Origin of the sequence: uncultured Marivirga sp. (assembly GCF_963974845.1) — a bacterium.
Taxonomy (GTDB): domain Bacteria; phylum Bacteroidota; class Bacteroidia; order Cytophagales; family Cyclobacteriaceae; genus Marivirga; species Marivirga harenae.
On record NZ_CAXBEQ010000005.1, the window covers coordinates 67,544 to 89,932 of the forward strand.

The following is a 22,389-nucleotide window of genomic DNA, read 5'->3' on the forward strand; positions in this document are numbered from 1 at the left end:
TCGAGCATGATACTGAGTACTAGTTACCATTTACTTAAATAAGCATCTGATCGCACAAAAATACAAAAATTATGCTAATTGCTGTTAATACATTTATTTTACCTCGAAAGACTCCATAAACTCATTGAATAAATTGAGGTCTGACAGACCCGTTTTTTCACCAATTGATTTAATTTTCTCCCATTCGATTTTCCTCAACCTCCCCGGATTAAGAATATCTTCTTCTCTTTCCAAAAACAAAGAAGATATAAAACGAATCAAAATATAAGGAGCTTCCATTACTCTAATGCTGTAGGAAACCGCTGTATTGTTGGCTTTAGACAAGGTTTCCTTTTCAAACAACACATGAAAAATCTTATTAATTGATAGGTAAAATTCATCTTCCCAATCTTTAAAATTCTTGATTAAAAATTTCATGCAGTCCGCAACGGGATCTTTTGACAAGAAAAAACCTCCTTTCGATAATTTTCTCGCTTTTTTCTGCAGTGACATTTCCTCTTTAAAACTGATATTGTTATTAGCCATGGCTTTGCCGACCACCGGGCTTAATAAGATCAAAGACAAAAAATCGTGATTACTAATTTCAAAATAAGGTGCTGTTTTCTCAAGAAAGTCTTTTCTCAAGCTTTCCACGATTTTATCAATTTCTTGATTATCAATGATTACGGCTATTTCTGCTTCTGTGAACATATCTTTGATTCGTTTTATAAAAGGAAAAATACATTAAATAATTGCAGATTACAATTTTAATGGATAGAGCATTAACATTTTTAGACCAAAATTATAAATAAGCTTGATTAGCCGCTTGATTTTGTTGTTTAAACCCCTTTTCCAATCGAGTAAATTCGGATTTAGCCATGTAATCAAAAGACCACTTTCTGCTGTAGGTATTAGGGGATTTTACTGCATACTTATACTCAATTTCCGTGATCTTATTGATTTCTGAGTTCCAAAATACAATCAACTGATCGGGCTTATCCCTCAATTCAAAAGTCCACTTCTCGTACTTCCTGTCGATTTTCTGATTGGCTATGCTAACTGAATCTTGTTCAATTTGCCATAATTGATCAGGATTAAGCAAAATGGGACTATGAAGACTATCGGTAATCAAATCTGCATCCTCCAAACGGTAGCTTGGACTTTGGAGATCATAAATCCACTGATCTTTCAAATAAATTGAATGCAAATAGTGCACTTTCTGACTTTCATCTATTCCAAAGTAAGCAGATGATATACCACTATCAGTATTTCTATTCAATGCCACGAAGCCATAAAAATCATTAGTTACCTCTCCATTTGCATTACAAATACTGTATTCAACATTATAATATAAATGCTTTTGTTCAGCCAGAGATTGATAAATTGGCTCTATATCGCCTTTATCATCTGGTTGAGAACATGAAACCCCTGCTATTAGCAAGAAAATGAAGATAAATGACTTGTTCATAGCTGTGTTTTTGAGTCTATACTTTCAATAAAATTAACAACAAATTGATAAGAATTTTCACTCCAAAGTGGAGCAGATATATTTTCTTTTATAATTCCATCTGCCAAAAACATATGTGTTGGGGCTGTTACTATATGAAAATATTGCTTATAAGTTTCTTCATCAATAGGAACAGAGATATATCCTTTCTCACCAAATCTGTTCAAATACCATTTAATTCGCCAATCTGCGCTATTGATGAAATTGATAAACACAATATCATCTCTTTCAGCATACATTTTGGTGATTTTCTCTAAGGTGAATTGCTCCATTTTGCAGCCAGAGCAACCCACAAAAGTGAAGTTCAATAAAGCGATTTTGCCTTCCAGTATTTCAGAAGTAATGGAATCGCCATTGATATCCACGAAGGCAAAGGAAGGGAACTTACTTCCAATTTTAGGTTGATCCATTCTAAAATCCTCAGGGAATAGCTTTATTTGCTTTTCACCATCTTCAATCATCTCCACATATCCATTTGGCACAAATCCTTCAGTCCGACCCTCTGTTCCACTTTGTCCATAGGTTTGAATTTTAATCAAAAAAAGAAAAATAAGGCTGATCCATAATTTATGCATACTATATTCAGTTCGTTAAACTCAAATATAAGAATTTGCAAATTATAAAGAAATTAAAAAACCCTCTTCAAACTAGGGCGTTATCTTTGGGAAACAAAATTTTACTATGAACGCATTCGAATTTAAGAATCCAACAAAAATCATATTTGGAGAAGGTGAAATCAAAAAATTGGCTGATAATATTCCAGCCGGAAGCCATATTTTATTATCCTATGGTGGTGGAAGTATTAAGAAAAATGGTGTTTATGATCAAGTTATTAAAGCCACTAAGGATTACAAAATCACTGAATTTTCGGGTATCGAGCCTAATCCGCATTTTGAAACTTTAATGAAAGCAGTGAAAATCATTAGAGATGAAAAAATTGATTTCATTTTAGCTGTTGGAGGTGGCTCTGTGATAGATGGATGTAAATTTCTTTCGGCTGCTGCTTATTATGATGGAGATGAATGGGATTTAGTAGCCAAAGGATTAGCCAGAAAACAAGAAAAGGTATTGCCTTTTGGAACAGTACTAACTTTACCTGCAACAGGCTCTGAAATGAATTCTGGGGCGGTGGTCACCAAAGCTTCTACTCAAGAAAAACGTACATTTGGAGGTCCACAATACTTTCCAGTATTTTCAATCTGTGATCCAACAGTGATTCAATCACTTCCTAAAAGGCAAATCGCCAACGGCATAGTGGATGCCTATACGCATACCTTAGAACAGTATCTAACCTATCAGCATGATGCTTTATTGCAAGACCGCATTGCCGAAGGGATTTTACAAACACTGATTGAAATAGGACCAAAAGTAATGGAAGACCCTGCAGACCATAAATCAGCTTCTAATTTCATGTGGTCTGCTACTATGGCTTTAAACGGAATCTTGAGACTGGGGGTACCCACTGATTGGGCCACTCATATGATAGCGCATGAACTTACTGCCTTGCATGGAATTGATCACGCCAGAACATTGGCCATTATTGCTCCTAATCTATATAGAAAACTATTTGATGATAAGAAAGAGAAGTTAGTACAGTATGGGAAGAGAGTTTGGGGATTGACTGGAGAATCAGATATTGAGATAGCGGAGAAAGCTATTGAAATGACGGTTTCATTCTTTGAATCCTTGGGGATTGATACAAAATTATCAAAATACACCACTGATTACCGCAACACTCCGCAAACGGTTTATGATCGTTTCAAAGAAAGAAAATGGGTCGGATTAGGAGAAAGACAAAAAGTTGGTCCGGAATTGGCTAAAGAAATAGTAGAAATGAGTATTTAAGACTTATTAATGACTTTGATTGGTCTTCACTGGTGTTAGGGAGACCCTAAGACCTGTGAAGATTTGCGTTTTTATTAGGAGGAATTGTACAGTTATAGGAGGTCATTATATCATTGCGAAGGGGCGCACGAGCCAAGGCGGGATTTTAGATTTAAGGAAAGGTCTCCAGAAATAGGCTCTTTGGTCGTTTTAGCATTACGAGACAGCTTGATTTTAGTCATCCTCGTTACAAACGAGGACGAGGTGGGGTTCATTATAAGCCTAATTGAACGGCAGATAAGACAAGATAATAATTAAAGTAAATACCCTCAAGCCTCTCTAATAGCTTGGGGTTTTAATGTATTTTATATGGAAAAGCGTTTAACCCTCTAGTCCTCGTTTGTAACGAGGATTCCCAAACTATGAGTTTTCAACTCAAAAAACTAATCTGTACTAAGCCTGTTCTTCCAGCATAATCTCTTGCTGAACTATATACATATTCTTCTGCATCGTCCACAATTAAAGCTTTTACAGGATTCTGATGAATATATTCAACTCTCCCATCTATCATTTTGCTTGTTAATTCTATAGCGTGATTATCGTCCTTCCAAAACTTATACTTCTTAATTCTTTGTAATTTTAAACCCGCCAACTTAAACTGTTGCAGCATCCATTCTCTTCTGCTTTCAACTTCGGTTTCTATCATCTTTAGGATACGCTTGGCAGTGAATTTCTTGAAATCTCTAATAATATCAGATAATCGAAATCCTTTATCTGCAGATAGTATTAAATGGATGTGATTACTCATCAAACACCAAGCATATACTTTTAATCCTTTCTGTTGAATACAGTAATTCAATGAATTTACTACTTCAATTTTGTAGGATCTTCTGGTAAAAACATCGATCCAATTTACCACTGTGAATGTTACAAAATACAAAGCATTTTGATCGGCTATTTTATATCGGTCGCCAGACATAGTTTTGGTTGATTTACTGCCCTTTAGTTTATCCTACAAAGAAATGGTTTTTTTGAAAAACAGCAACTAGGTTTAGATAAAGTGTGCCTACTAAGCATTTTAAATGCTTGATTTTAGTCATCCTCGTTGCAAGACGAGCTGGTGGCTCTGGATTTAAGGAACGGTCGCAAGAAATAAGCTCTTTTGAGGTTTTAGCATTACAAATGCTTTGCTTTAGGCATCCTCGTTACAAACGAGGACGAGGTGGGGGTTTTGATATTTCTTAATTGCCACCACGTAAAACATGGCGGGAACGGGGGTTTATTCTACAAGATAAGAGTATTCAATAAAATCGAACAATCCATATCTGTAGCCATAAAAAGCAGAATCTCCTAGTTGCTCTACCATTTCAAAAGACGTGTCATAGTAAATTATTCTTAATATATTTTCGCCTTTAGAATCACATAAAAATTCAAGATTTATTTCATGTTCGCTTGACCTATAATTTTCAAAAGAAAATAAACTATTTACATTAAATTCTTCAACCAAATTTATTGATTGATCACTATAATTACGATCGATCATTCTTATTTTTATATTAGCAGTATCACCTAAACTGTAAGTATCTAAATTCGAAGTAATACTGATATTTAATTTACTCTTGACTAAAGAATCAATCTTATAACCAGCGTCATCATATTTAACTGCATATGTGATGGTGTCATTCATCCTAGCAAATTTGTACATTAATTGCTGTGAAACGGTTTCGTTAAATTTTCTCACTAAACTAAACCTATTATATGATTGCCTTTGTTTACTTAAATTACCATTTTTATAATATTCTTGATAAAACAAAGTATCATTTTGACTATATTCTTCAATCATTAATTCTCCAGTCTCGAAATATTTTTTGTGTTTTTCAGAATCAGTAGAACAACCCAGTAAAAACACAAAGGCTATTAGAATAACAGGTTTATTTTTCATTATTATTATATTTTAAATCAACAGTATCACTTCTAAAATATGACCTTCCCCTTTCGGGTGACATGTGAGTTTTAATAACAGCAGTAGAAGAATCACCATCACTCATAAAAGGATAAGTGACGACTTGACCAGGTGTTGACGATGTTCCAATAGGTTTAGTTTGAACACTCTTCCCAATCTCTTTATAGGTTTCAATAGCCCCTTCAACCAGCTTTTCCCCACCTGATACAGCTGTACTAATTCTTTCACCTAATGCTTCAGGTGCTCCACCTGGCATACTTACACCTAATAAATTCTGCATAATTGAAACATCTATCTCATTCCCAGCTCCGTACCCCTCGATTGCTGCACCATCCCCATTCATATTTCCTATCAATGCAGAACCTGATAATTCAGTTTTTTCGGGATTGTCAGCTACATCCTTAACTTGATTTTCTGTTATTAATTTGTCTTCCATGTATTGAAGCCCGTCACTTAGACCTTGATATATTTCTGAAGCATCTTTACCTGTCGTTATTTTTAAAAGCATGCTAAACCCTTCCCCAACATCACTAAGCGTTCTATTTGCCTTAGATGGTGGATCGGGATCAACCACATCACTAGGCATCATCCCGTCAGGGTCAATAAACCTGATCGGGTTGTCAAAGGCGTAATTGTAAGGTGAGTGTCTTCTCATTAAATCAGATGCAGGGTCAACATTCAAGAACCTACCCAGAGCAGCATCATAATATCTAGCCTGATAGTCGTAAACGCCCCATTCTACCTGTTCCTCAAAACCATTATACTTGTAATTGTTCGCCTTGCTGTAGCTCCTCTGATAGGAGTTAAAAGTCAAACCAAAGGGATAGTAGTCATTCCCTTAGATCATCAAAACCGGTAATTGGTTTTACCAAATTACTATCATTTTCTACATCGTACCGAAAATAATAATCTGAAATAATATCATAATTCTCCGCATTCATTTCATAAATTATCCCCGATGCAACATTGTTTTTGTCGGTTATGGCTGGTACAATTATTGTCGATGAATGGAACGTATTTCTATAAACTGTATCAACCAATTTTTTATGCGGTTCAATTTTCAATTCTCCCATTAGTACTCCTACCAGTAATGAATCAACTTCATAATGATAAAGTTTAATTTGTAGACTGTCATTCCTTAATAAAGATACATCTAAATAAAAATAATCATCATAAACGCCCCCATCCTCAGTAAATGCCTTGTAGTATAGCAAGGTATCATTTTTGTAAACGTAGAATCTTTCTGTAGCACCATTTTCATAAAATTGCTTCCATCTGTTTTGAGCAAGTCCACTTGAATAATCTCCAATTAATTTGACTTGACCTGATGCGTAATACTCCTTTGTTTTTCCTTCAAGAGTATCATTATCAAATAAATAAACTGATTTGATTTGTCCATTTTTATAATATAAAAAAGTCTCTCCGTCAAGCAGACCATTTACATATTCATGGGTAGACTTGACTTCACCAGTTTCGAAAAAATAACTGTTTCTACCGTCTAATTGCCCTCCTGAATAATTCAATTTAGCCAACGTATCATTCTGTTTTGAAATAATGAATGCTTCACCATTTCTTTTATTATTTTGCATCGTATAATGATACTCTAAGTTATCCTCTTCAATTACTTGCTTCTTTGACTCTCCACATGAAGCCAATGTTAAAAATATAATAAATAAGTATAATTTTGTTTTCATTATTTGTTGTTTTTATTCAATATCTTCAAATAAACTTCTTCCACTTTGTTTTCTTTGAATCGGTTTATCATTTGGATCTAATAGAATCAAACTTCCATCATTATACATTACTGCAGAATTACCATTCTTATAACGGGTGGTATCAGGTGCGTCAGGCTTATCCGAATTACCAGCCGCATCAATACCTGTCTTAAAAGCATCAGCTATTCTTTCATACCCATCCATTTCTGAAGGGTTGGAAACAGTCCTTTTGTTATTATCCACTTTAGGTAATTTAATGTCTTTGTATGCTTGCTTTATTATTGCTCCACCCAATGTAGTAACATCATCTAGTTCGATAAATAACGTATTTGAAGATGATCTCTCATTCATTGCCCCCCCTTCACCACCAATACCACCCAGAACCACCTCTAAGTCATCATTTTGATATCCGTTATTTGATTTTTCCTGTTCATTATCGTTTCCTTTAAAAGAAAAATTTCTTGCCATCATCTCTCCAAATGCTTTAAATCCTTCGATAATATCATCAACACAAGTAGGGCAGTCACCATATGGGTCATTCCATCGAATCGGGTTATTGAATGAGTAATTATAAGTACTCCATCTGTAATTCACATCAATATCAGCCAATGGATCAACATTTAAGAATCTACCTAGCGCATAATCATACATCCTGAACTTAGTCATGTCCCATCCAAGCTCTGGAACTCTCTCTGTTCTAAAGAACTTTCCTTCCGCTCCTTGAAATGTTTTATCACCAGTTCCTTGATTATACTTAAAGTTGTTCGCCTTGCTGTAGCTTCTCTGGTAGGAGTTAAAGGTTAGACCAAAGGGATAGTAATCATCCGCTTGCAGCACTGCATTATAATGATGCTCCACTTTAAAATCATCCCAGAAGAGTTCAACAGCTTGCTGGCTTTCATTACTTAAGAACACCATCAGATATCCGTCTTCCGCTACCTCTATTTCTTCAAAAGAGAGTTTTTGGTGTGTGCCACTGCCTGTGCCATCATCAGCAGCTGATTCTGATAATCTTTCAAAACCTGAATTTACATAATTGAAATTCTTGTCCAGCATGATGTAGTTCAAATAGGCTTTAGGGCTTTCATCCTCGCTCCCATCTGCCATGGCCGCGGAAATGTAATCCGAGTTGAGGTTGTTTTCTATTATAGTCCCCTCACCTGTAAGAGTACCACCACCCAGCATGCTCACCAAGGCATTAACTAACGCTCCTGCATTAATTTGATCATTGGTAAAGGCAGCATCTAAATACTTGCCGTACACTTCGGCACTTACTTTATCGCCTTTGCTGACATATAAGGTTTTCATTAAACCTACTATATCAGTTCCTCCGCCCGTTAACCGGTGGCTGTAATTGCCACTCCTTTTATATTGATTAGGAAGAATGGTAATATCATCATAATTGTCGAAATAGGGGTTTTCAAGGGTTTCAAAACCAGTAGCATAATCATCATCCCTTACCGCAAAAGTAGTCCGCACATTGCCCAAGTGATCTTTCAAATGATATTGGTATTCATTTTTTGCTACCCCATCTACGTTTTTAGGTACTACCCTGCCCTCTGCTGTTTGGATGAATTGTTTGATATAGACCTTCAAAAACAAGCAACCGCAATAATCATTAGATGGATGAAGCCTATTGCCTCTTATCTCTTGTTCCAATATATATCCAGTAGAACGGTAAATCACATTGATAAAGTATATTTTCGATTATACGACAGATCTGAGTTAAATGCAATCAATTATTGTGAAGATCGGCATTGGCTTTGCTGTTTTAGATTTTTCACATTCCCCAAATCTTTCCTCTCAATTTTTCAAACTGTGAATGTTCAGTCTCTATCTCTTTCACTTGGTCCACAATACTTTTGTCGGTTTCCAGCTTCAACCTAATTTCCTTGATTGTAATATCTAAAATTTTCACTTCATCCTTTAACTTATGGATTATAACTTCTTTCTCGTCCACCTCTTCAGCATAGTCCAATAAGTTACATAAACCCAACATGCTGGCAACTGGAGCCCTTAGTTGATGCCCATTGATGAAAGTATATTCTGCCAATTTTTCATTTTTGCGTTGGAGCTCCTGCGTCCGTTCCATTACCTTTTCTTCTAAATGATTGTTTAAAGCAGTTAAAGATTCATTAAGCGACTGTAATTCTTCTGATTGAGTAATTATTTCACGTTGTTGTATGGTGACTTTTTTATTTACCAGCTGAACGCTTTTGGAGAACCGATAGCTAATATAAGCAATCGTAATAAAGTGGATTAAAGCGTAGGCCAAGGACAAATGAAGCATCTGATCTGCTAAATCAAATTTGATTTGAAACCCATAGATAGCTAAGGTTAGGATATAACCGACTGGGATGACTAGTATTCTATAGAATTTATGAAAACCTCTGGAAGCCACATAGTTACTTACTAAGCCTAAAATAAACAAGAACGTGGGAATATAGAGCAAATGAATAAGTCCCACAAACCACCCGACAACTAGAAAATCGAACATATTCTGTCGAATTCCTATTCCTTTGTCGTTATTTTCTTGAACATAATAAATAAATAAGGTGTAGGGTAATAGGACAGCTACTAGGAATGAAAAATAATGCCAAACATCTAATTGGATGCTATAGACATCTAAAAATATGATCAGAAAAATAGCATTGAACAGGTAGGCCGCATAGCGAAATAAAAGAGAAGCCCTTCCGAAAAAGTCACTCTTTTCCCAATGATATCTTATATTTAAAAAGTGCACAAGCCAAATTATAAAGCTAAAGTAAATTGAGCAATTAAATTTTATACTATTTTAAAATGGAGCGATGTAAACAGTATCAAATAATTTTAAAATATGATTTTCCCAATATTTATGAAGCCTTTCGATGAACAAAAATTGTCTAAGCAAAGTTATTAATGAATTATTATCTTAAAATAAATCCTTAACTTATATAAGGTTGTAGCCTAAAACATAGCACTAGATTATATTCAATGCCGAAAATAGATAAAGAGCAAAAGTTTTTCGACTTTTCAGATTACGGAAGAGGCCCTGCAGTTTTCTTTTCAAATTTATTAAAAAGTACCTCAGTATCCCCTGTTCAAGTTACTATTTGGTTTGGTATAATTGGAATACTATCTGCTTATGCAATTCTACTAGAGAACTATTTGATCGCAGGCTTTGGCCTCATCCTTAAATCAATAGTAGATGCAATGGATGGAGAGCTAGCTCGAATTAAAGAAAGCCCCTCCTATTCTGGTAGGTATCTCGACTCAATATTTGACAGTATTTTGAATTTGATATTTATTATGGTGATAAGTTATAAAAGTGACAGTAGTTACTGGTTGGCGTTCATAGCTTATATAGCTTTACAGTTACAGGGTACTTTATATAACTACTATTATGTGATTTTAAGACACCGGACAATCGGTGGAGATACTACCAGTAAAATATTCGAAAGTAAGCCTCCTGCTGCGTTTCCGACTGAAAGCCAGACCACTGTCAAAATTCTATTCCATATCTTTCGTGTTTTGTATTTTCCTTTTGATTGGGTTATCTATAGGTTTGACGCAAGCGCTTTTAAAATCCGACAAATTCCCAATTGGTTTATGTCCATGATATCTATTTACGGATTGGGCTTTCAATTAATGATCATGGCCATTATGCTGTCAATGGGCTTTATAGAGTTTATTATTCCGTTTTTTATAGGCTACTCTTCTTTAATTATTGTATTCACTTTAATCCGGAAACTAGCAATTAAGTAACCCCCTAAAAAACACTTTAGCTTCTTCGCAATTACTCCAGCAAAGTTTTCATATTTTTATAAATACGCTGCATTTTTAAAAATTACTTTATATTCATAAAAAAACCGAAGTTTGCGATGCTCCGGTTTCTATTCAAATTATATAAATACTAAATCAATTTAATTCACTCTCAATTTTATTGCTTAAATCCTTTAAATCATTTTTCACATCATCATATGCTTTTTTAACGTCATTCTTGGCCTCTGACCAAGTCTTTTCAGTAGAGCTTTCAATCGTTGCTAAGTTGCTTTCAAGCTTACTTTTAACTTTTTTAAGTTCTTTCTCTAATTCCGTATCTGCTTTAGCTTTTTCGATGCGCTCTTCTACCGCATCGATCTCAGCATCCAGTTTAGCCTTCCACTCGTTTTTCTTTTGAAGGAAGTCTTGTTTTACTTGCTCTGACTTTTCACTGGCAGTAGAATCTTGCACTTGCTTTTTATCAGATTCACATGCTATAAATCCGCCTATAACAAAAGCCGCTAATACTAATTTCATTCCAAATTTCATATTCCTGTCTTTTTTAGTTACAAAATATACAGAGGTAACTACAAATTTTTGAGCTTAGGGTTAAAAATCTTCCTATAGCAAAAAAGAGCTAAGCTAATGTCATATGGACTGGAAATAAAAAAGCCTCACTGCATAATGCAATGAGGCCAGTATATGATATAAAAAAGTATCTTACTTTACTGAATCTACTACGCTTTTAAAAGCTTCAGGGTGATTCATAGCTAAATCAGCTAATACTTTTCTGTTTAATTCTATTCCTTTTTTGTTTACAGCACCCATAAACTGAGAATAAGACAAACCATGTTCTCTGGCACCTGCATTAATTCTTTGAATCCATAATTTTCTGAATTCTCTTTTCTTTTGTTTCCTATCTCTGTAGGCATACAACCAACCTTTTTCAACGGCATTTTTTGCTACCGTCCAAACGTTTTTCTTTCTACCCCAGTAGCCTTTCGCATACTTAAGGATTTTTTTTCTTCTAGCTCTTGAAGCTACATGATTTACTGATCTTGGCATAAATTTTAATTTTTTGGAAATTGGTGACCAACCTCACGATTGATACTTGACAAACCATATATCCCGGTTAAACATTGAACCTTCGTTCGTTTTAATTTTGCGAAATATTAGAGATTAAGCATGTCTTTTACTCTACCCATATCTGTCTTATGAACAAGACCCATATCGGTTAAGCGTCTTTTCTGCTTAGTTTCTTTTTTGGTTAAAATGTGACTTTTAAAAGCGTGCTTTCTTTTGATTTTACCGCTTCCAGTCAATTTAAACCTTTTTTTCGCGCCTGATTTTGTTTTTACTTTAGGCATTTATCTATTTATTTAAATTGGTTACTTATTTAGCTTGTTTCGGAGTAATGAAAAGTGTCATTCTTTTACCTTCTAATTTAGGCATCTGTTCTACTTTTCCATATTCTTCCAGTTCAGAAGCAAAACGCAATAATAAAAGTTCCCCTCTATCTTTGAAAACAATTGTTCTTCCCACGAAGTGCACATAAGCTTTCACTTTAGCACCATCTTTTAGGAATTTCTTTCCGTGGTTTAATTTGAATTCAAAGTCATGGTCATCAGTATTGGGTCCAAACCGAATTTCTTTGATTACGGTCTTTTGAGCTTTGGCTTTAATTTCCTTTTGCTTCTTCTTCTGTTCGTATTTAAATTTTGAGTAATCAATAATTTTACAAACGGGAGGATCTGCTTTGGGAGAAATTTCTACCAGATCAAGATTTTGCTCTTCAGCCATCCTGAGTGCTTCACCGATGGTATAAACGTCAACTTTTACATTTTCACCAACTACACGTACCTCTCTAGCTCTAATTTTACTATTTACCTTGTAAGGTTCTTCTTCCCTACCCCTAGGTCGGTAGCTGCCTTTTTTTCGCATTTTACTAATATTAACCTCCTTTTTTTGTTTAACAATGTGCAAATATCGTGATAAATATTGGATTACAAAACTACAATCCAAAATCTAATATTTAATATTATTTATTTTCTATACTATCCAGCACTTTTTGGTTAAAAAATGATTTAAAATCTTCCAAACTCATACTTCCCACATCTCCTTCTCCATGTTTTCTGATAGAGACTTTGCCCTCAGCTTGCTCTTGTTCTCCAACAATCAACATATAAGGAATTTTCTTGATTTCCGCATCTCTAATTTTACGTCCTATCTTTTCATCTCTATGATCAATAAAGCCTGTAATATCTTCTGCTTCGAGTTCACTATAAACCCTATTGGCAAAATCAGCATACTTTTCAGAAATTGGCAAAACAGCAACTTGCTCAGGAGATAACCACAATGGGAAATTACCTGCGCAATGTTCTATCAATACCGCAACAAATCGCTCCATGCTACCAAATGGCGCACGGTGAATCATTACAGGCCTGTGCTTACTATTATCAGCACCAACATACTCTAGTTTAAAGCGTTCAGGAAGATTATAATCTACTTGTATTGTGCCTAATTGCCAGCTTCTTCCAAGAGCATCTTTAACCATGAAATCTAACTTAGGTCCATAAAAAGCAGCCTCTCCTAATTCTATTACTGTTTTTAGCCCTTTTTCTTCTGCTGCCTCGATGATGGCTTTTTCAGCCTTATCCCACACCTCATCTCCTCCAATGTATTTTTCCTTATTTTCCGGATCTCTTAGAGATACTTGAGTTACAAAATTTTGGAAGCCTAAGGAATTAAAGACAAATAACACGAGATCAATCACCTTAATGAATTCCTCTTTTACCTGATCTGGGCGACAGAAAATATGTGCATCATCCTGAGTAAAACTCCTTACCCTGGTTAATCCGTGCAGCTCTCCACTTTGTTCGTACCTGTACACAGTACCAAATTCAGCAAGCCTTAGGGGTAAGTCTTTATAACTACGTGGCTTTGTTTTATAAATTTCACAATGGTGAGGACAATTCATTGGTTTTAATAAATATTCCTCATCACTTTTCGAATCATCGTCTGATGGAGCAGCAATGGGTTGAAAGGAATCTTTGCCATATTTTTCATAATGACCAGAGGTAATATACAATTCCTTATTTCCGATATGAGGGGTGATCACGGGCTGGTACCCGGCTTTCACTTGAGCCTTTTTCAAGAAATTCTCCAATCGATCCCTTAACATAGTTCCTTTTGGCAACCACAACGGCAAGCCTAAGCCCACTTTTTCAGAGAATGCAAACAATTCCATCTCTTTACCTAATTTCCTATGATCTCGCTTTTTTGCTTCTTCCAAAAGCTCTAAATATTCTTTTAGTTCTTTTTGCTTAGGAAATGTAATGCCATAAATTCTTGTTAACTGTTTACGCTTTTCATCTCCTCTCCAGTAGGCACCGGCAATATTTAGCAGTTTTACGGCTTTAATATAACCCGTATGTGGGATATGTGGCCCTCTACACAGATCTGTAAAATTTCCTTGCTGATAGAAAGTGATTTCGCCATCATTTAGTCCTTCAATTAATTCAAGTTTGTATTCATCACCCTTTTTCTGGTAATACTCGAACGCATCTTTCTTAGAAATCTCAGAACGTATAAACTGATTTTTATTACGAGCCAATTCAAGCATTTTTTGCTCAATTTTCTCTAATTCCTCTCCTTGCAATTCCTTTTCTCCAAAATCAACATCATAGTAGAAGCCATTATCTATGGGTGGTCCAATACCGAATTTTATTCCAGGGTAAAGTTCTTCTAAAGCCTCGGCCAATAAGTGAGCAGATGAATGCCAGAACGTATTTTGACCTTCCGGATCATTCCAAGTAAGCAATTGAACATGAGCATCCTCATTTATAGGCCTTGTAGAATCCCACACCTGACCATTAACTTTGGTTGACAATACGTTTCTGGCCAATCCTTCGCTTATACTCATAGCTACGTCATAGCCAGAAATGCCCTTTTCAAACTCTTTTACTGTACCATCTGGTAAGGTGATATTAATTTTACTACTCATATTTTTATGTAATTCTTACTTAAAATGCTGTATTTATCTGAGGAATTCCTTCCAAGCACAAATATGCAATTTTGATTTAATAAGTGTAACAGGAATTCTGGTAAAATATCATTAATTGCCAATTATTTCACCTTGTGAATTCAAAGTTTGGAGCACATTGCCATCCTGATCATATATAAAGAAGATCCCTGCTTCCACTTTTGCATTGCCTAGACTGGCCTCCTGTTCATATTCCAATGACCACAACTCTTCTAAATTTGGAGAGAAATATTTCAAATATCGATTCTGCTGCGATTTCTCAGTTCCTTCTAAATTTACCAAAAGATTATTGCTTAACATTATCATGTTATTAATGGTGTAGGAACTGTCTAACAAGCTAGTAAATGACTTTACTTCCATATTGAATCCAGCAGAAGCAATGAAAGGCTGATTTCCCATTTGCCCCCCAACTAACAGCATTGAATCGAGCTCGATGGTGTTTAAAACGTAGTTTTTATGCTCATGGGTAGCAGCAATTAGAGGCGTTAGGAAGATCGAATCCTGTTCATATCTAAAAAACTCAATTTGTCTTGCCATCATTTCGGTTCTTTGAGAAACAGAATCTAATTTTTGTTTGACAATAGTTTTTTCGGTTTCAATAAAAGCTTCAATAGAAGGTTTAAATCCTTCCAAAAAGTATTTGAAATCATTTTTAGTTTTATCAGAAATGCCTAGGTCTATTTTCTCAATTAAATCTAACTGCTCTGTTAAATTGAGTTCATATTCTTCCACCAAATTTGCTCTTTGGTAAATATTGGAGGAATCAGCTAATACAGGATGTAAACTCACATTCGTAAGTAAATTTGTACGGCTTTTTTGTTTCTTATATTTTAGTAAGTTAAGAATTACATTATCCTCATCATATTTCTTTAACTGCTCCACCAGGTTTTCCGGAATAGTCATCTTTTGAATCTTAGAGGAATCACTTATACTAAGATTTTGAGAAATTGCTTGGTTAAATTCAGCATCAGTTTTGTAGAGTAAATCCTTAAGGGGTTTTACTTCTGACTCTATCTTTGCATTCAATCTATTGAGATACTCTTCATAATTCTGAATGTTAACAGAAAAATCAGAGAAATTTGATTTAAGTAGTTTTAAACCATTCCAATTGACAATTTGAATTGTTTGTAGCTGTGGGTCATATGAAGGGTGTTTTAAGGATTTGAGCTTTGTAGTAAAATCTTCATAGACTTCAATGAACTTCAGGTAATTGGATACAAGCTTTTGCGAGGCAGCAATATCGGCAGGACCTGCTCTTAATAAATAGGCCGATTCATTGGTAAAGCGTGAATGAAAATCTTCAACTAATAAGGCAAAACTTTCATATTCTTGAATTGACCTGTTTTTTAATTCATGTAATTCATTAACTAGTTCTTTCTTTTTAACAACCTCTTTTATTTTATTCTCATAGTCTAAATGAATATCCGATATCTTAATCGCAAACTTACCTGTTCGGAGGTCTCTTCTATTGTAAGCAGCATAATAATCATCATTTTTTCTGATTTCTCGATCATCAACAAGCGCCATTGACTTTTTGTACGCTTCAATGGCTCTATTGGCCATAGAGTCAAACTTTTCCGTAGATGGAAAGATTTCAGCAGAGTCGAGTTGTGAAACAATTATTTCACCTAAATAGAAATAAGCGTTCGCTTCATCATCATTTTCTTCCAGAAACTGTAAGAGTTGAGGTGCAGCAGTCTTGTAATCTTTGCTCTGCAGAATGGGGAAAAGGTTTTTATATCGGATACGTTGTGCATCTGACTTTGGAGAAAATCCAACGGTTAATAATAACACTATTACAAAAACCCTCATTGTTTGATTTATTTATGGTTGAGCAATATTCAAATAACTACAAAAGTAAATCATTCTAGGTAAACACCAAAACCTTCTTCCGACCAATTGAAATTTATATGTTCTTGAATAGTTGTAGCAATTTCAATACCTGTATAGTTCGCTGCGATTGGAAATGAACGGTGGGCTCTGTTTACCAAAAATGCTGTCTCAATTTTACTGAGGTTTAGATCTAGCAATGACCTAAGTGTATAAAATATTGTTTTACCCGAGTTCAAAACATCGTCAACAAGAAGAACAACTGCGTTTTTAGCAATCTCCACATCTTCACTCAGAACAACTTTTGAATCGGAAGGTGAAGACTTATCAATATTAACTGATAAGAAAATAGGTTTTAGTTGGCTTATACTTTCTAATTCTTGACTGATTTTTTTAGCCAAAATCGCTCCCCCACCTTCAATCCCTATGATATACAGTTTCTCTTCTTGGTAGTTATTCTCTAAAATTTGAAAAGCTATCCTTTTGATTTTACTCTGGATAGCTTCTCGGTCTAAAATTTGATTGCGCTGATTAGGCATAATTTCATTTATTTTCAGGTATCGGCATTCTTTTGCTATCCTTAAATGTAGATAAAATTACCATCGATTGCATACTATCTACTACTTCGATTTCACTAACTTTTTCCAGCATCAGTTTTTGATAAGAAGGAATATCTTTAGCAATCACTTTTAAAATAAAGTCGCTTGAACCAGTAACGTGATTACACTCAATAATTTCATCCACATCATCAATCGCGGCAATAAACTTATCAATATTTGATTTATTATGGCCTTTTAAGGATACCATAACATAAGTACTCACGCCTAAATTTATCTTCTCGGTATCAAGTTTTGCATGATAACTTTTGATTATACCTGCATTTTCAAGTTTCTTAACACGCTCTAAAGTTGGCGCAGGTGATAATCCAATATCTTTTGATAACTGAGCATTGGTAATTCTGCCATCTATTTGCAGTATGTCCAATATTTTCTTGTCAATTTTATCCAGTTTGAAAGGTAACATTATTATTATTTGGAGTTTTCAATTAAAAAGCAAAATTAGTATATATTATTGACTATTTCGGTATAGAATTTCAATTTAACCAAATTTATTTTTGCAAAACTGTTAAAAGTATAGCAAAAATATTGAAATCTTAATATTGAACTTCTTTTTTTACAATATTGACTCAATTAAGTATTAAATTTACCACTTCAAGCTAATTAGTACTTCATGCCTCCAGCCTTGTCTAGACACGTATCGATCATTTATAATAAGAATGAATATCATTTACAGGATTTTATCCATCATTTTAACAATAGTAAAGATCAATATCTACAAAGCATAATTGCATTTATAGTAGATTGGAATTCGAGTTCTGATCACATTTTTCAATCTACATCTGGATCGACAGGGAAGCCAAAAAGGATCAAAATACAAAAGAGTCAGATCAAATCAAGTGCTTTAGCAACCTTAGAAACGCTTAATTTAAAGGAAGGCGATAAGGCATTGCTGTGCATAAATCCCTCTTTTATAGGGGGAAAAATGATGATTGCCAGAGCTTTGATCGGAGGATTAGATTTGCATATTGCCCCAATTTCCGGTAATCCTTTGATAGATTTTATAGACAATTCAATCATTGATTTTTTCTCATTTGTGCCCTATCAAATGGAAAGGATTATAGAGGAAAGTCCCGAAAGCATAAAATATTTGGAACGATCCAAAGCTATTATTTTAGGGGGTGCTCCTGTTCCAGATAATCTAGCTCAGAAAATTAAATCTCATTTTTATAATACCAAAGTTTATAGCACATACGGAATGACAGAAACAGTCTCTCATGTTGCATTAAAACGCATCAATTCGGCAAAGGAGGAATGCTTCAATGCATTGAAAGGAGTTAGCTTTTCAGTTGATAATCGAAATTGTTTGATTGTAAATGCTCCAAAAATCAGTGGTCAAGATTCACTGCTAACAAATGATGTAGTTGAATTAATTTCCCTAACCCAATTTAATTGGTTAGGAAGGTATGATTTTGTAATCAATTCCGGAGGCATAAAAATTCACCCTGAAATCATCGAGAAAGAAATAGCTTCCATATTTAGTGAATTCAACATAAGCAATCGATTTTTTGTATTTGGTTTACCGCATGAAAAGTTTGGTGAATCTTTAAATTTGGTACTGGAAGGCGATGTGGCCACTGAGAATATTCCCAAAATTTTAAAATCGAAATTAGAAGCTTTTCAGGCTCCTAAACAAATCTTTACCATTGATGAATTCGCAGAAACTGAAAATGGTAAAATCAACCGAAAAAGGACTATTGAAACTATTTTAGAGCAATAAAACCAGTCATGAAAAAAATCTTCAAAATTATAGGATTCGTTTTATTGAGCATCGTGAGTCTTTTCCTGATTCTATTGCTCATTTTTTATAAATCTGATATTCCTGCTGATACAAATCACAAAAAATACTTTACTGCAGAATCTCAATATATTGAGATAGACGGTAATAAACTACATATTAGGAAAGTAGGAAAAGGCTTTCCTGTTTTGTTACTTCATGGAAGTTTTTCTTCCTTACACACTTGGGAAGTTTGGCAAAAGGAATTTGCTCAAGATTTCACGACCATCTCTGTTGACTTAGCAGGTCATGGGCTTACAGGTCCAAATCATCAAGAAAAGTACGACACTGATTACTATGCTGATCTACTTTGGAAACTTGTACAAGAGCTGGATTATGATAGCATAGCACTGGCTGGAAACTCAATGGGTGGACAAGTAGCTTATAAAATGACGCTGCTTAATCCCACAATGGTTAATAAATTAATACTCTTAAACTCCTCTGGAGCAAGAATAGCCAATGATACTGCAAAATTTAAAGATCAAAATAGATTTTCAGTATTCTCATTAATTAACCATCCTGTATTCTCAAAACTCATGACCAGCATTACTCCCAAATTTCTTTTCAGAATGAGCTTAGAACAGGTTTACTATGATAAATCTAAAATTACCGATGAAAAAATTCAAATGTATTATGATCTCATGCTCCATGAAGGAAACAGAAAAGCGACCTTAAAAAGATTTAGTCAAAGAGTCCCTTCCGAATTTGAAAAATTATCACAGATACAAATCCCTACGCTTATTTTGTGGGGCGAGCACGATAGCTGGATTCCCGTAGAGCATGCCTATAGATTTGACAGTATCTTACCCAAGAGTGAATTAAAGATCTATAAGAATGCTGGCCATGTCCCAATGGAGGAAATCCCATTAGAAACTGCAAAAGATGCTCTTGAATTTTTGAAGTCCTCCCTTCTCAATCCTAAAGGGACTTAATATTTGATACTCTTAGTACTATCAATTATGAAATCCTTGGCCTTTCAAATCTTCGAAAACTGCGTGAGCCGCATATCTACCAGAGGCCATTGCAGCATTGATGGAGCCGTTTAATAGGTAATCCCCTGCTAAGTATATGCCTTGATGGACTTTGGATTGTGAGGGATTCATTTTGTTTTGAAAGTCATCAATTTGAGGCAATGCATTATCAATATAATAGGTTTTAAGATGCTCAATGGTAGCATTCGATAGTTGCGGAAATAACTCGATCAACTCTTTCAATATTCTCTGCTTTAATTGTTTATCGTTTTCTTGATAGTTTTTGGTAACAGAAATGGAGAGTAAGAAACTTCCTGCTGGTGCATAAGAGGAAGAGGTTTTATTCATGACCGTGATATTATTGATTAATTTATCGTCATCAGGCACTAATGCTATTAGAGGTTTACCAATAGGATCAATATCAGAACTGAAATACAAATTGGTTACGAATTGGTCTTCTGCAAATTGTCCATCGAGCTGCGGTAGCAATTGGTTTGCTTTCGTTGCAATAATAATGACATCAGCTTCCAGCTCTTCTCCGTTTTCTAGAATTACTTTTCTTCTCTCAACTTTTTCTACCCTTTTATTAAGCTTAATATCTGTCTGTGATAAGTTACTGGCCAACATTTCAGGAATAGCCTTCATTCCAGATTCAGGTACGGCTGCAAAACCTTCGCCAAACATTTTAAAAACAAATTCCAGCATACGGGAAGAAGTTTGCAATTCATTTTCCAGGAAAATACCACCAAAAAAGGGCTTGAAGAATTGCTTTATTATGGATTCACTAAATCCCTTCTTTCTTAAGAATTCAATAGAAGACACCTCCGGTTTCTCAAAAATACTATCTATAGATAATTTCTTTAAAGCCCTATTCCATTGAAATATTTTAATTTTATCAGATAAACTGCCTACAGGAGAAAATAACATGCTAAAAAGGGAAGTAGGCTGTCTTATTGGGTCAGAAATTACATATTCTCCATGCTGTCCATCTAAAATCAATGCCCCTGGACTAAACTTTTTCAAATTAAGCTTATCATATTCCAAATAATATTGAGCTTCAGGATAGGCGGTCAATAACACTTGAAAACCATGATCTAAAAGATATCCGCCAAACTTATCAGTTTTCACCCTACCGCCAATGTTGTCTGACCCTTCTAAGATAGTAGGTTTAAAACCTGCTTTTTCTAATTCAATAGCTGCTGTTAATCCAGCTATCCCCGCTCCTATAATGATTACTTTTTGTTCTTGCATGTAGTTATTGGTGCTTTTTCAATTAAATGAAATAATACTCAAAGATGAATAAATATATGAAATCTAGGAAACGGAAAGCAAGAAGTTTTGATTTGGTTCCTGAAGTAATAAGAACTTTTTAAGAGTAATTTGCTGCAATTAAGCTTCTTTGATTTATAATGGATTCCTTGCTTCCTAAGGAATAATAAGCTACATTAATTTAGATTATTCAAATAAATATATAACTATGGAAAGATACCTAAAATTTACTCTTCTTTTCCTTTTCTATGGATTATTTACCATGATGGGAAACGCTCAAGATCGCATGAAAGATCGATTAGAGGATTCGCCCCGACATCATGAATGGGTAGAGATTTCCGCTGGTGACAAGACCCTAAAAGGATTCTTAGTTTTTCCTGAAATCTCTGAAAAAGCGAAAACAGTTATAGTCATACATGAAAATAGAGGCCTAACGGATTGGGTTCGAAATTTTGCTGATCAACTAGCAGAAAAAGGATTTATTGCTTTTGCTCCTGATCTACTTTCTGATTTTAGTGAAGAATATACGGGGACTGCTGACTTTCCAAGTTCAGATGATGCGAGAAATGCGTTATACGAGTTGGATGAAAAACTAGTCACCTCCTATCTTCATAATTCCTTCAATTATCTTAAAAAGCTTGCTGCCGGAAATGGAGAAGTCGCTGTCGTAGGTTTCTGTTGGGGAGGCTCTCAATCCTTTCGCTACGCAACCAATAATGAAAATTTAAGTGAGGTTTTGGTTTTTTATGGAACGGGGCCAAAGGAAGCAATCGACTATGCTAAAATTGAAGCACCAGTTTATGGATTCTATGGAGGAAATGATCAGAGGGTAAATGCTACAATTGAAGCTTCTAAGGAAGCTATGAATGAATATCAACAGATCTATGATGTACGAGTTTATGAAGGGGCAGGACACGCCTATATGCGCTCTGGGGATGATCCCACAGGTCAAGAAGCCAATATTGGAGCTCGAAATAAATCTTGGGAAAGAATGCTTCGAATTTTAAAATAAAAAAATCGAACATCTGTACTAATTATACAGCTGCCTGCAAGGCTTCAGTTCGCCAGAGGCGGAAGTACAAAGGTCAGCCGAAAGCAGGCGAATGACTATTTTGGAGGTTAAAGGGGAAATTCATAACTGTTCTAGAAAACCA

The 22,389-nt window shown here is 34.9% G+C and carries 22 protein-coding genes and 1 pseudogene; 5 read left to right on the top strand and 18 right to left on the bottom strand.

The window, feature by feature from the left end:
- Positions 1–93 precede the first annotated feature (93 nt).
- The 3 genes from AAC601_RS12180 to AAC601_RS12190 form a co-directional block, all read right to left on the bottom strand.
- Positions 94–690: a hypothetical protein gene (locus tag AAC601_RS12180; protein WP_340153419.1), complete on the bottom strand. Its 597-nt coding sequence runs from the start codon at positions 688–690 to the stop codon at positions 94–96.
- A 91-nt stretch (positions 691–781) separates the two neighbouring features.
- Positions 782–1,447 carry a hypothetical protein gene (locus tag AAC601_RS12185; protein WP_340153420.1) on the bottom strand — a complete coding sequence of 222 codons (666 nt, stop codon included), beginning with the start codon at positions 1,445–1,447 and terminating at the stop codon, positions 782–784.
- Positions 1,444–2,025 carry a hypothetical protein gene (locus tag AAC601_RS12190; protein WP_340153421.1) on the bottom strand — a complete coding sequence of 194 codons (582 nt, stop codon included), beginning with the start codon at positions 2,023–2,025 and terminating at the stop codon, positions 1,444–1,446. Before AAC601_RS12190 ends, AAC601_RS12185 begins: the two co-directional genes overlap by 4 nt.
- Before the next feature lie 142 nt (positions 2,026–2,167).
- Here AAC601_RS12190 and AAC601_RS12195 point away from each other — a divergent pair, with 142 nt between their 5' ends.
- The gene (locus AAC601_RS12195; protein ID WP_340153422.1) at positions 2,168–3,331 is read left to right on the top strand and encodes an iron-containing alcohol dehydrogenase; all 1,164 of its coding nucleotides are present in this window, start codon (positions 2,168–2,170) and stop codon (positions 3,329–3,331) included.
- Positions 3,332–3,740: 409 nt separating this feature from the next.
- On the opposite strand, the gene AAC601_RS12200 is transcribed toward AAC601_RS12195, so the two are convergent.
- From AAC601_RS12200 to AAC601_RS12225, 6 genes and pseudogenes are all read right to left on the bottom strand, one after another.
- A complete protein-coding gene (locus AAC601_RS12200; RefSeq protein WP_340153423.1) occupies positions 3,741–4,289 on the bottom strand; it encodes a transposase in 549 nt (182 codons plus the stop codon).
- Between the two features lie 300 nt (positions 4,290–4,589).
- Positions 4,590–5,252, bottom strand: coding sequence for a hypothetical protein (locus tag AAC601_RS12205; protein WP_340153424.1), 663 nt, complete (start codon positions 5,250–5,252; stop codon positions 4,590–4,592).
- Positions 5,242–6,090, bottom strand: a pseudogene (locus tag AAC601_RS12210) (RHS repeat-associated core domain-containing protein); the annotation flags it as partial. The pseudogene AAC601_RS12210 and the gene AAC601_RS12205, both read right to left, overlap by 11 nt.
- 13 nt (positions 6,091–6,103) lie before the next feature.
- Entirely contained in the window at positions 6,104–6,967 is an 864-nt protein-coding gene (locus AAC601_RS12215) for a hypothetical protein (RefSeq protein ID WP_340153425.1), read from the bottom strand.
- A gap of 12 nt (positions 6,968–6,979) precedes the next feature.
- Entirely contained in the window at positions 6,980–8,647 is a 1,668-nt protein-coding gene (locus tag AAC601_RS12220; protein WP_340153426.1) for an RHS repeat-associated core domain-containing protein, read from the bottom strand.
- A 121-nt stretch (positions 8,648–8,768) separates the two neighbouring features.
- Positions 8,769–9,731 carry a hypothetical protein gene (locus AAC601_RS12225; RefSeq protein ID WP_340153427.1) on the bottom strand — a complete coding sequence of 321 codons (963 nt, stop codon included), beginning with the start codon at positions 9,729–9,731 and terminating at the stop codon, positions 8,769–8,771.
- 230 nt (positions 9,732–9,961) lie between these two features.
- On the opposite strand from AAC601_RS12225, the gene AAC601_RS12230 reads away from it, so the two are divergent.
- Positions 9,962–10,732: a CDP-alcohol phosphatidyltransferase family protein gene (locus tag AAC601_RS12230; RefSeq protein ID WP_340153428.1), complete on the top strand. Its 771-nt coding sequence runs from the start codon at positions 9,962–9,964 to the stop codon at positions 10,730–10,732.
- Positions 10,733–10,885: 153 nt separating this feature from the next.
- On the opposite strand, the gene AAC601_RS12235 is transcribed toward AAC601_RS12230, so the two are convergent.
- The 8 genes from AAC601_RS12235 to AAC601_RS12270 all read right to left on the bottom strand — a co-directional run bounded on the left by AAC601_RS12235 (position 10,886) and on the right by AAC601_RS12270 (position 17,624).
- Positions 10,886–11,278: a hypothetical protein gene (locus tag AAC601_RS12235; RefSeq protein WP_340153429.1), complete on the bottom strand. Its 393-nt coding sequence runs from the start codon at positions 11,276–11,278 to the stop codon at positions 10,886–10,888.
- A gap of 171 nt (positions 11,279–11,449) precedes the next feature.
- A complete protein-coding gene (gene rplT, locus AAC601_RS12240; RefSeq protein ID WP_303269250.1) occupies positions 11,450–11,794 on the bottom strand; it encodes a 50S ribosomal protein L20 in 345 nt (114 codons plus the stop codon).
- Positions 11,795–11,901: 107 nt separating this feature from the next.
- Positions 11,902–12,096, bottom strand: coding sequence for a 50S ribosomal protein L35 (gene rpmI / locus AAC601_RS12245; RefSeq protein WP_340153430.1), 195 nt, complete (start codon positions 12,094–12,096; stop codon positions 11,902–11,904).
- Positions 12,097–12,121: 25 nt separating this feature from the next.
- Complete coding sequence (gene infC / locus AAC601_RS12250; protein ID WP_303269252.1) at positions 12,122–12,670, bottom strand: translation initiation factor IF-3; 549 nt, start codon at positions 12,668–12,670, stop codon at positions 12,122–12,124.
- Positions 12,671–12,767: 97 nt separating this feature from the next.
- A complete protein-coding gene (gene thrS / locus AAC601_RS12255) occupies positions 12,768–14,732 on the bottom strand; it encodes a threonine--tRNA ligase (protein ID WP_340153431.1) in 1,965 nt (654 codons plus the stop codon).
- 111 nt (positions 14,733–14,843) lie between these two features.
- Positions 14,844–16,583: a hypothetical protein gene (locus AAC601_RS12260; RefSeq protein WP_340153432.1), complete on the bottom strand. Its 1,740-nt coding sequence runs from the start codon at positions 16,581–16,583 to the stop codon at positions 14,844–14,846.
- A 50-nt stretch (positions 16,584–16,633) separates the two neighbouring features.
- Positions 16,634–17,140, bottom strand: coding sequence for a phosphoribosyltransferase family protein (locus AAC601_RS12265; RefSeq protein ID WP_303269256.1), 507 nt, complete (start codon positions 17,138–17,140; stop codon positions 16,634–16,636).
- Between the two features lie 4 nt (positions 17,141–17,144).
- On the bottom strand, positions 17,145–17,624 hold the full coding sequence (locus tag AAC601_RS12270) for an Lrp/AsnC family transcriptional regulator (protein ID WP_303269257.1): 480 nt from the start codon (positions 17,622–17,624) through the stop codon (positions 17,145–17,147).
- Between the two features lie 207 nt (positions 17,625–17,831).
- On the opposite strand from AAC601_RS12270, the gene AAC601_RS12275 reads away from it, so the two are divergent.
- Together AAC601_RS12275 and AAC601_RS12280 are read left to right on the top strand one after the other, a co-directional pair.
- Complete coding sequence (locus AAC601_RS12275; RefSeq protein ID WP_340153433.1) at positions 17,832–18,938, top strand: AMP-binding protein; 1,107 nt, start codon at positions 17,832–17,834, stop codon at positions 18,936–18,938.
- An 8-nt stretch (positions 18,939–18,946) separates the two neighbouring features.
- Positions 18,947–19,927: an alpha/beta hydrolase gene (locus tag AAC601_RS12280; RefSeq protein WP_340153434.1), complete on the top strand. Its 981-nt coding sequence runs from the start codon at positions 18,947–18,949 to the stop codon at positions 19,925–19,927.
- Between the two features lie 21 nt (positions 19,928–19,948).
- Here the strand turns inward: AAC601_RS12280 and AAC601_RS12285 are convergent, their stop codons facing one another.
- Entirely contained in the window at positions 19,949–21,217 is a 1,269-nt protein-coding gene (locus tag AAC601_RS12285) for an NAD(P)/FAD-dependent oxidoreductase (protein WP_340153435.1), read from the bottom strand.
- 226 nt (positions 21,218–21,443) lie between these two features.
- Here AAC601_RS12285 and AAC601_RS12290 point away from each other — a divergent pair, with 226 nt between their 5' ends.
- A complete protein-coding gene (locus tag AAC601_RS12290) occupies positions 21,444–22,247 on the top strand; it encodes a dienelactone hydrolase family protein (RefSeq protein ID WP_340153436.1) in 804 nt (267 codons plus the stop codon).
- Positions 22,248–22,389: the final 142 nt, after the last annotated feature.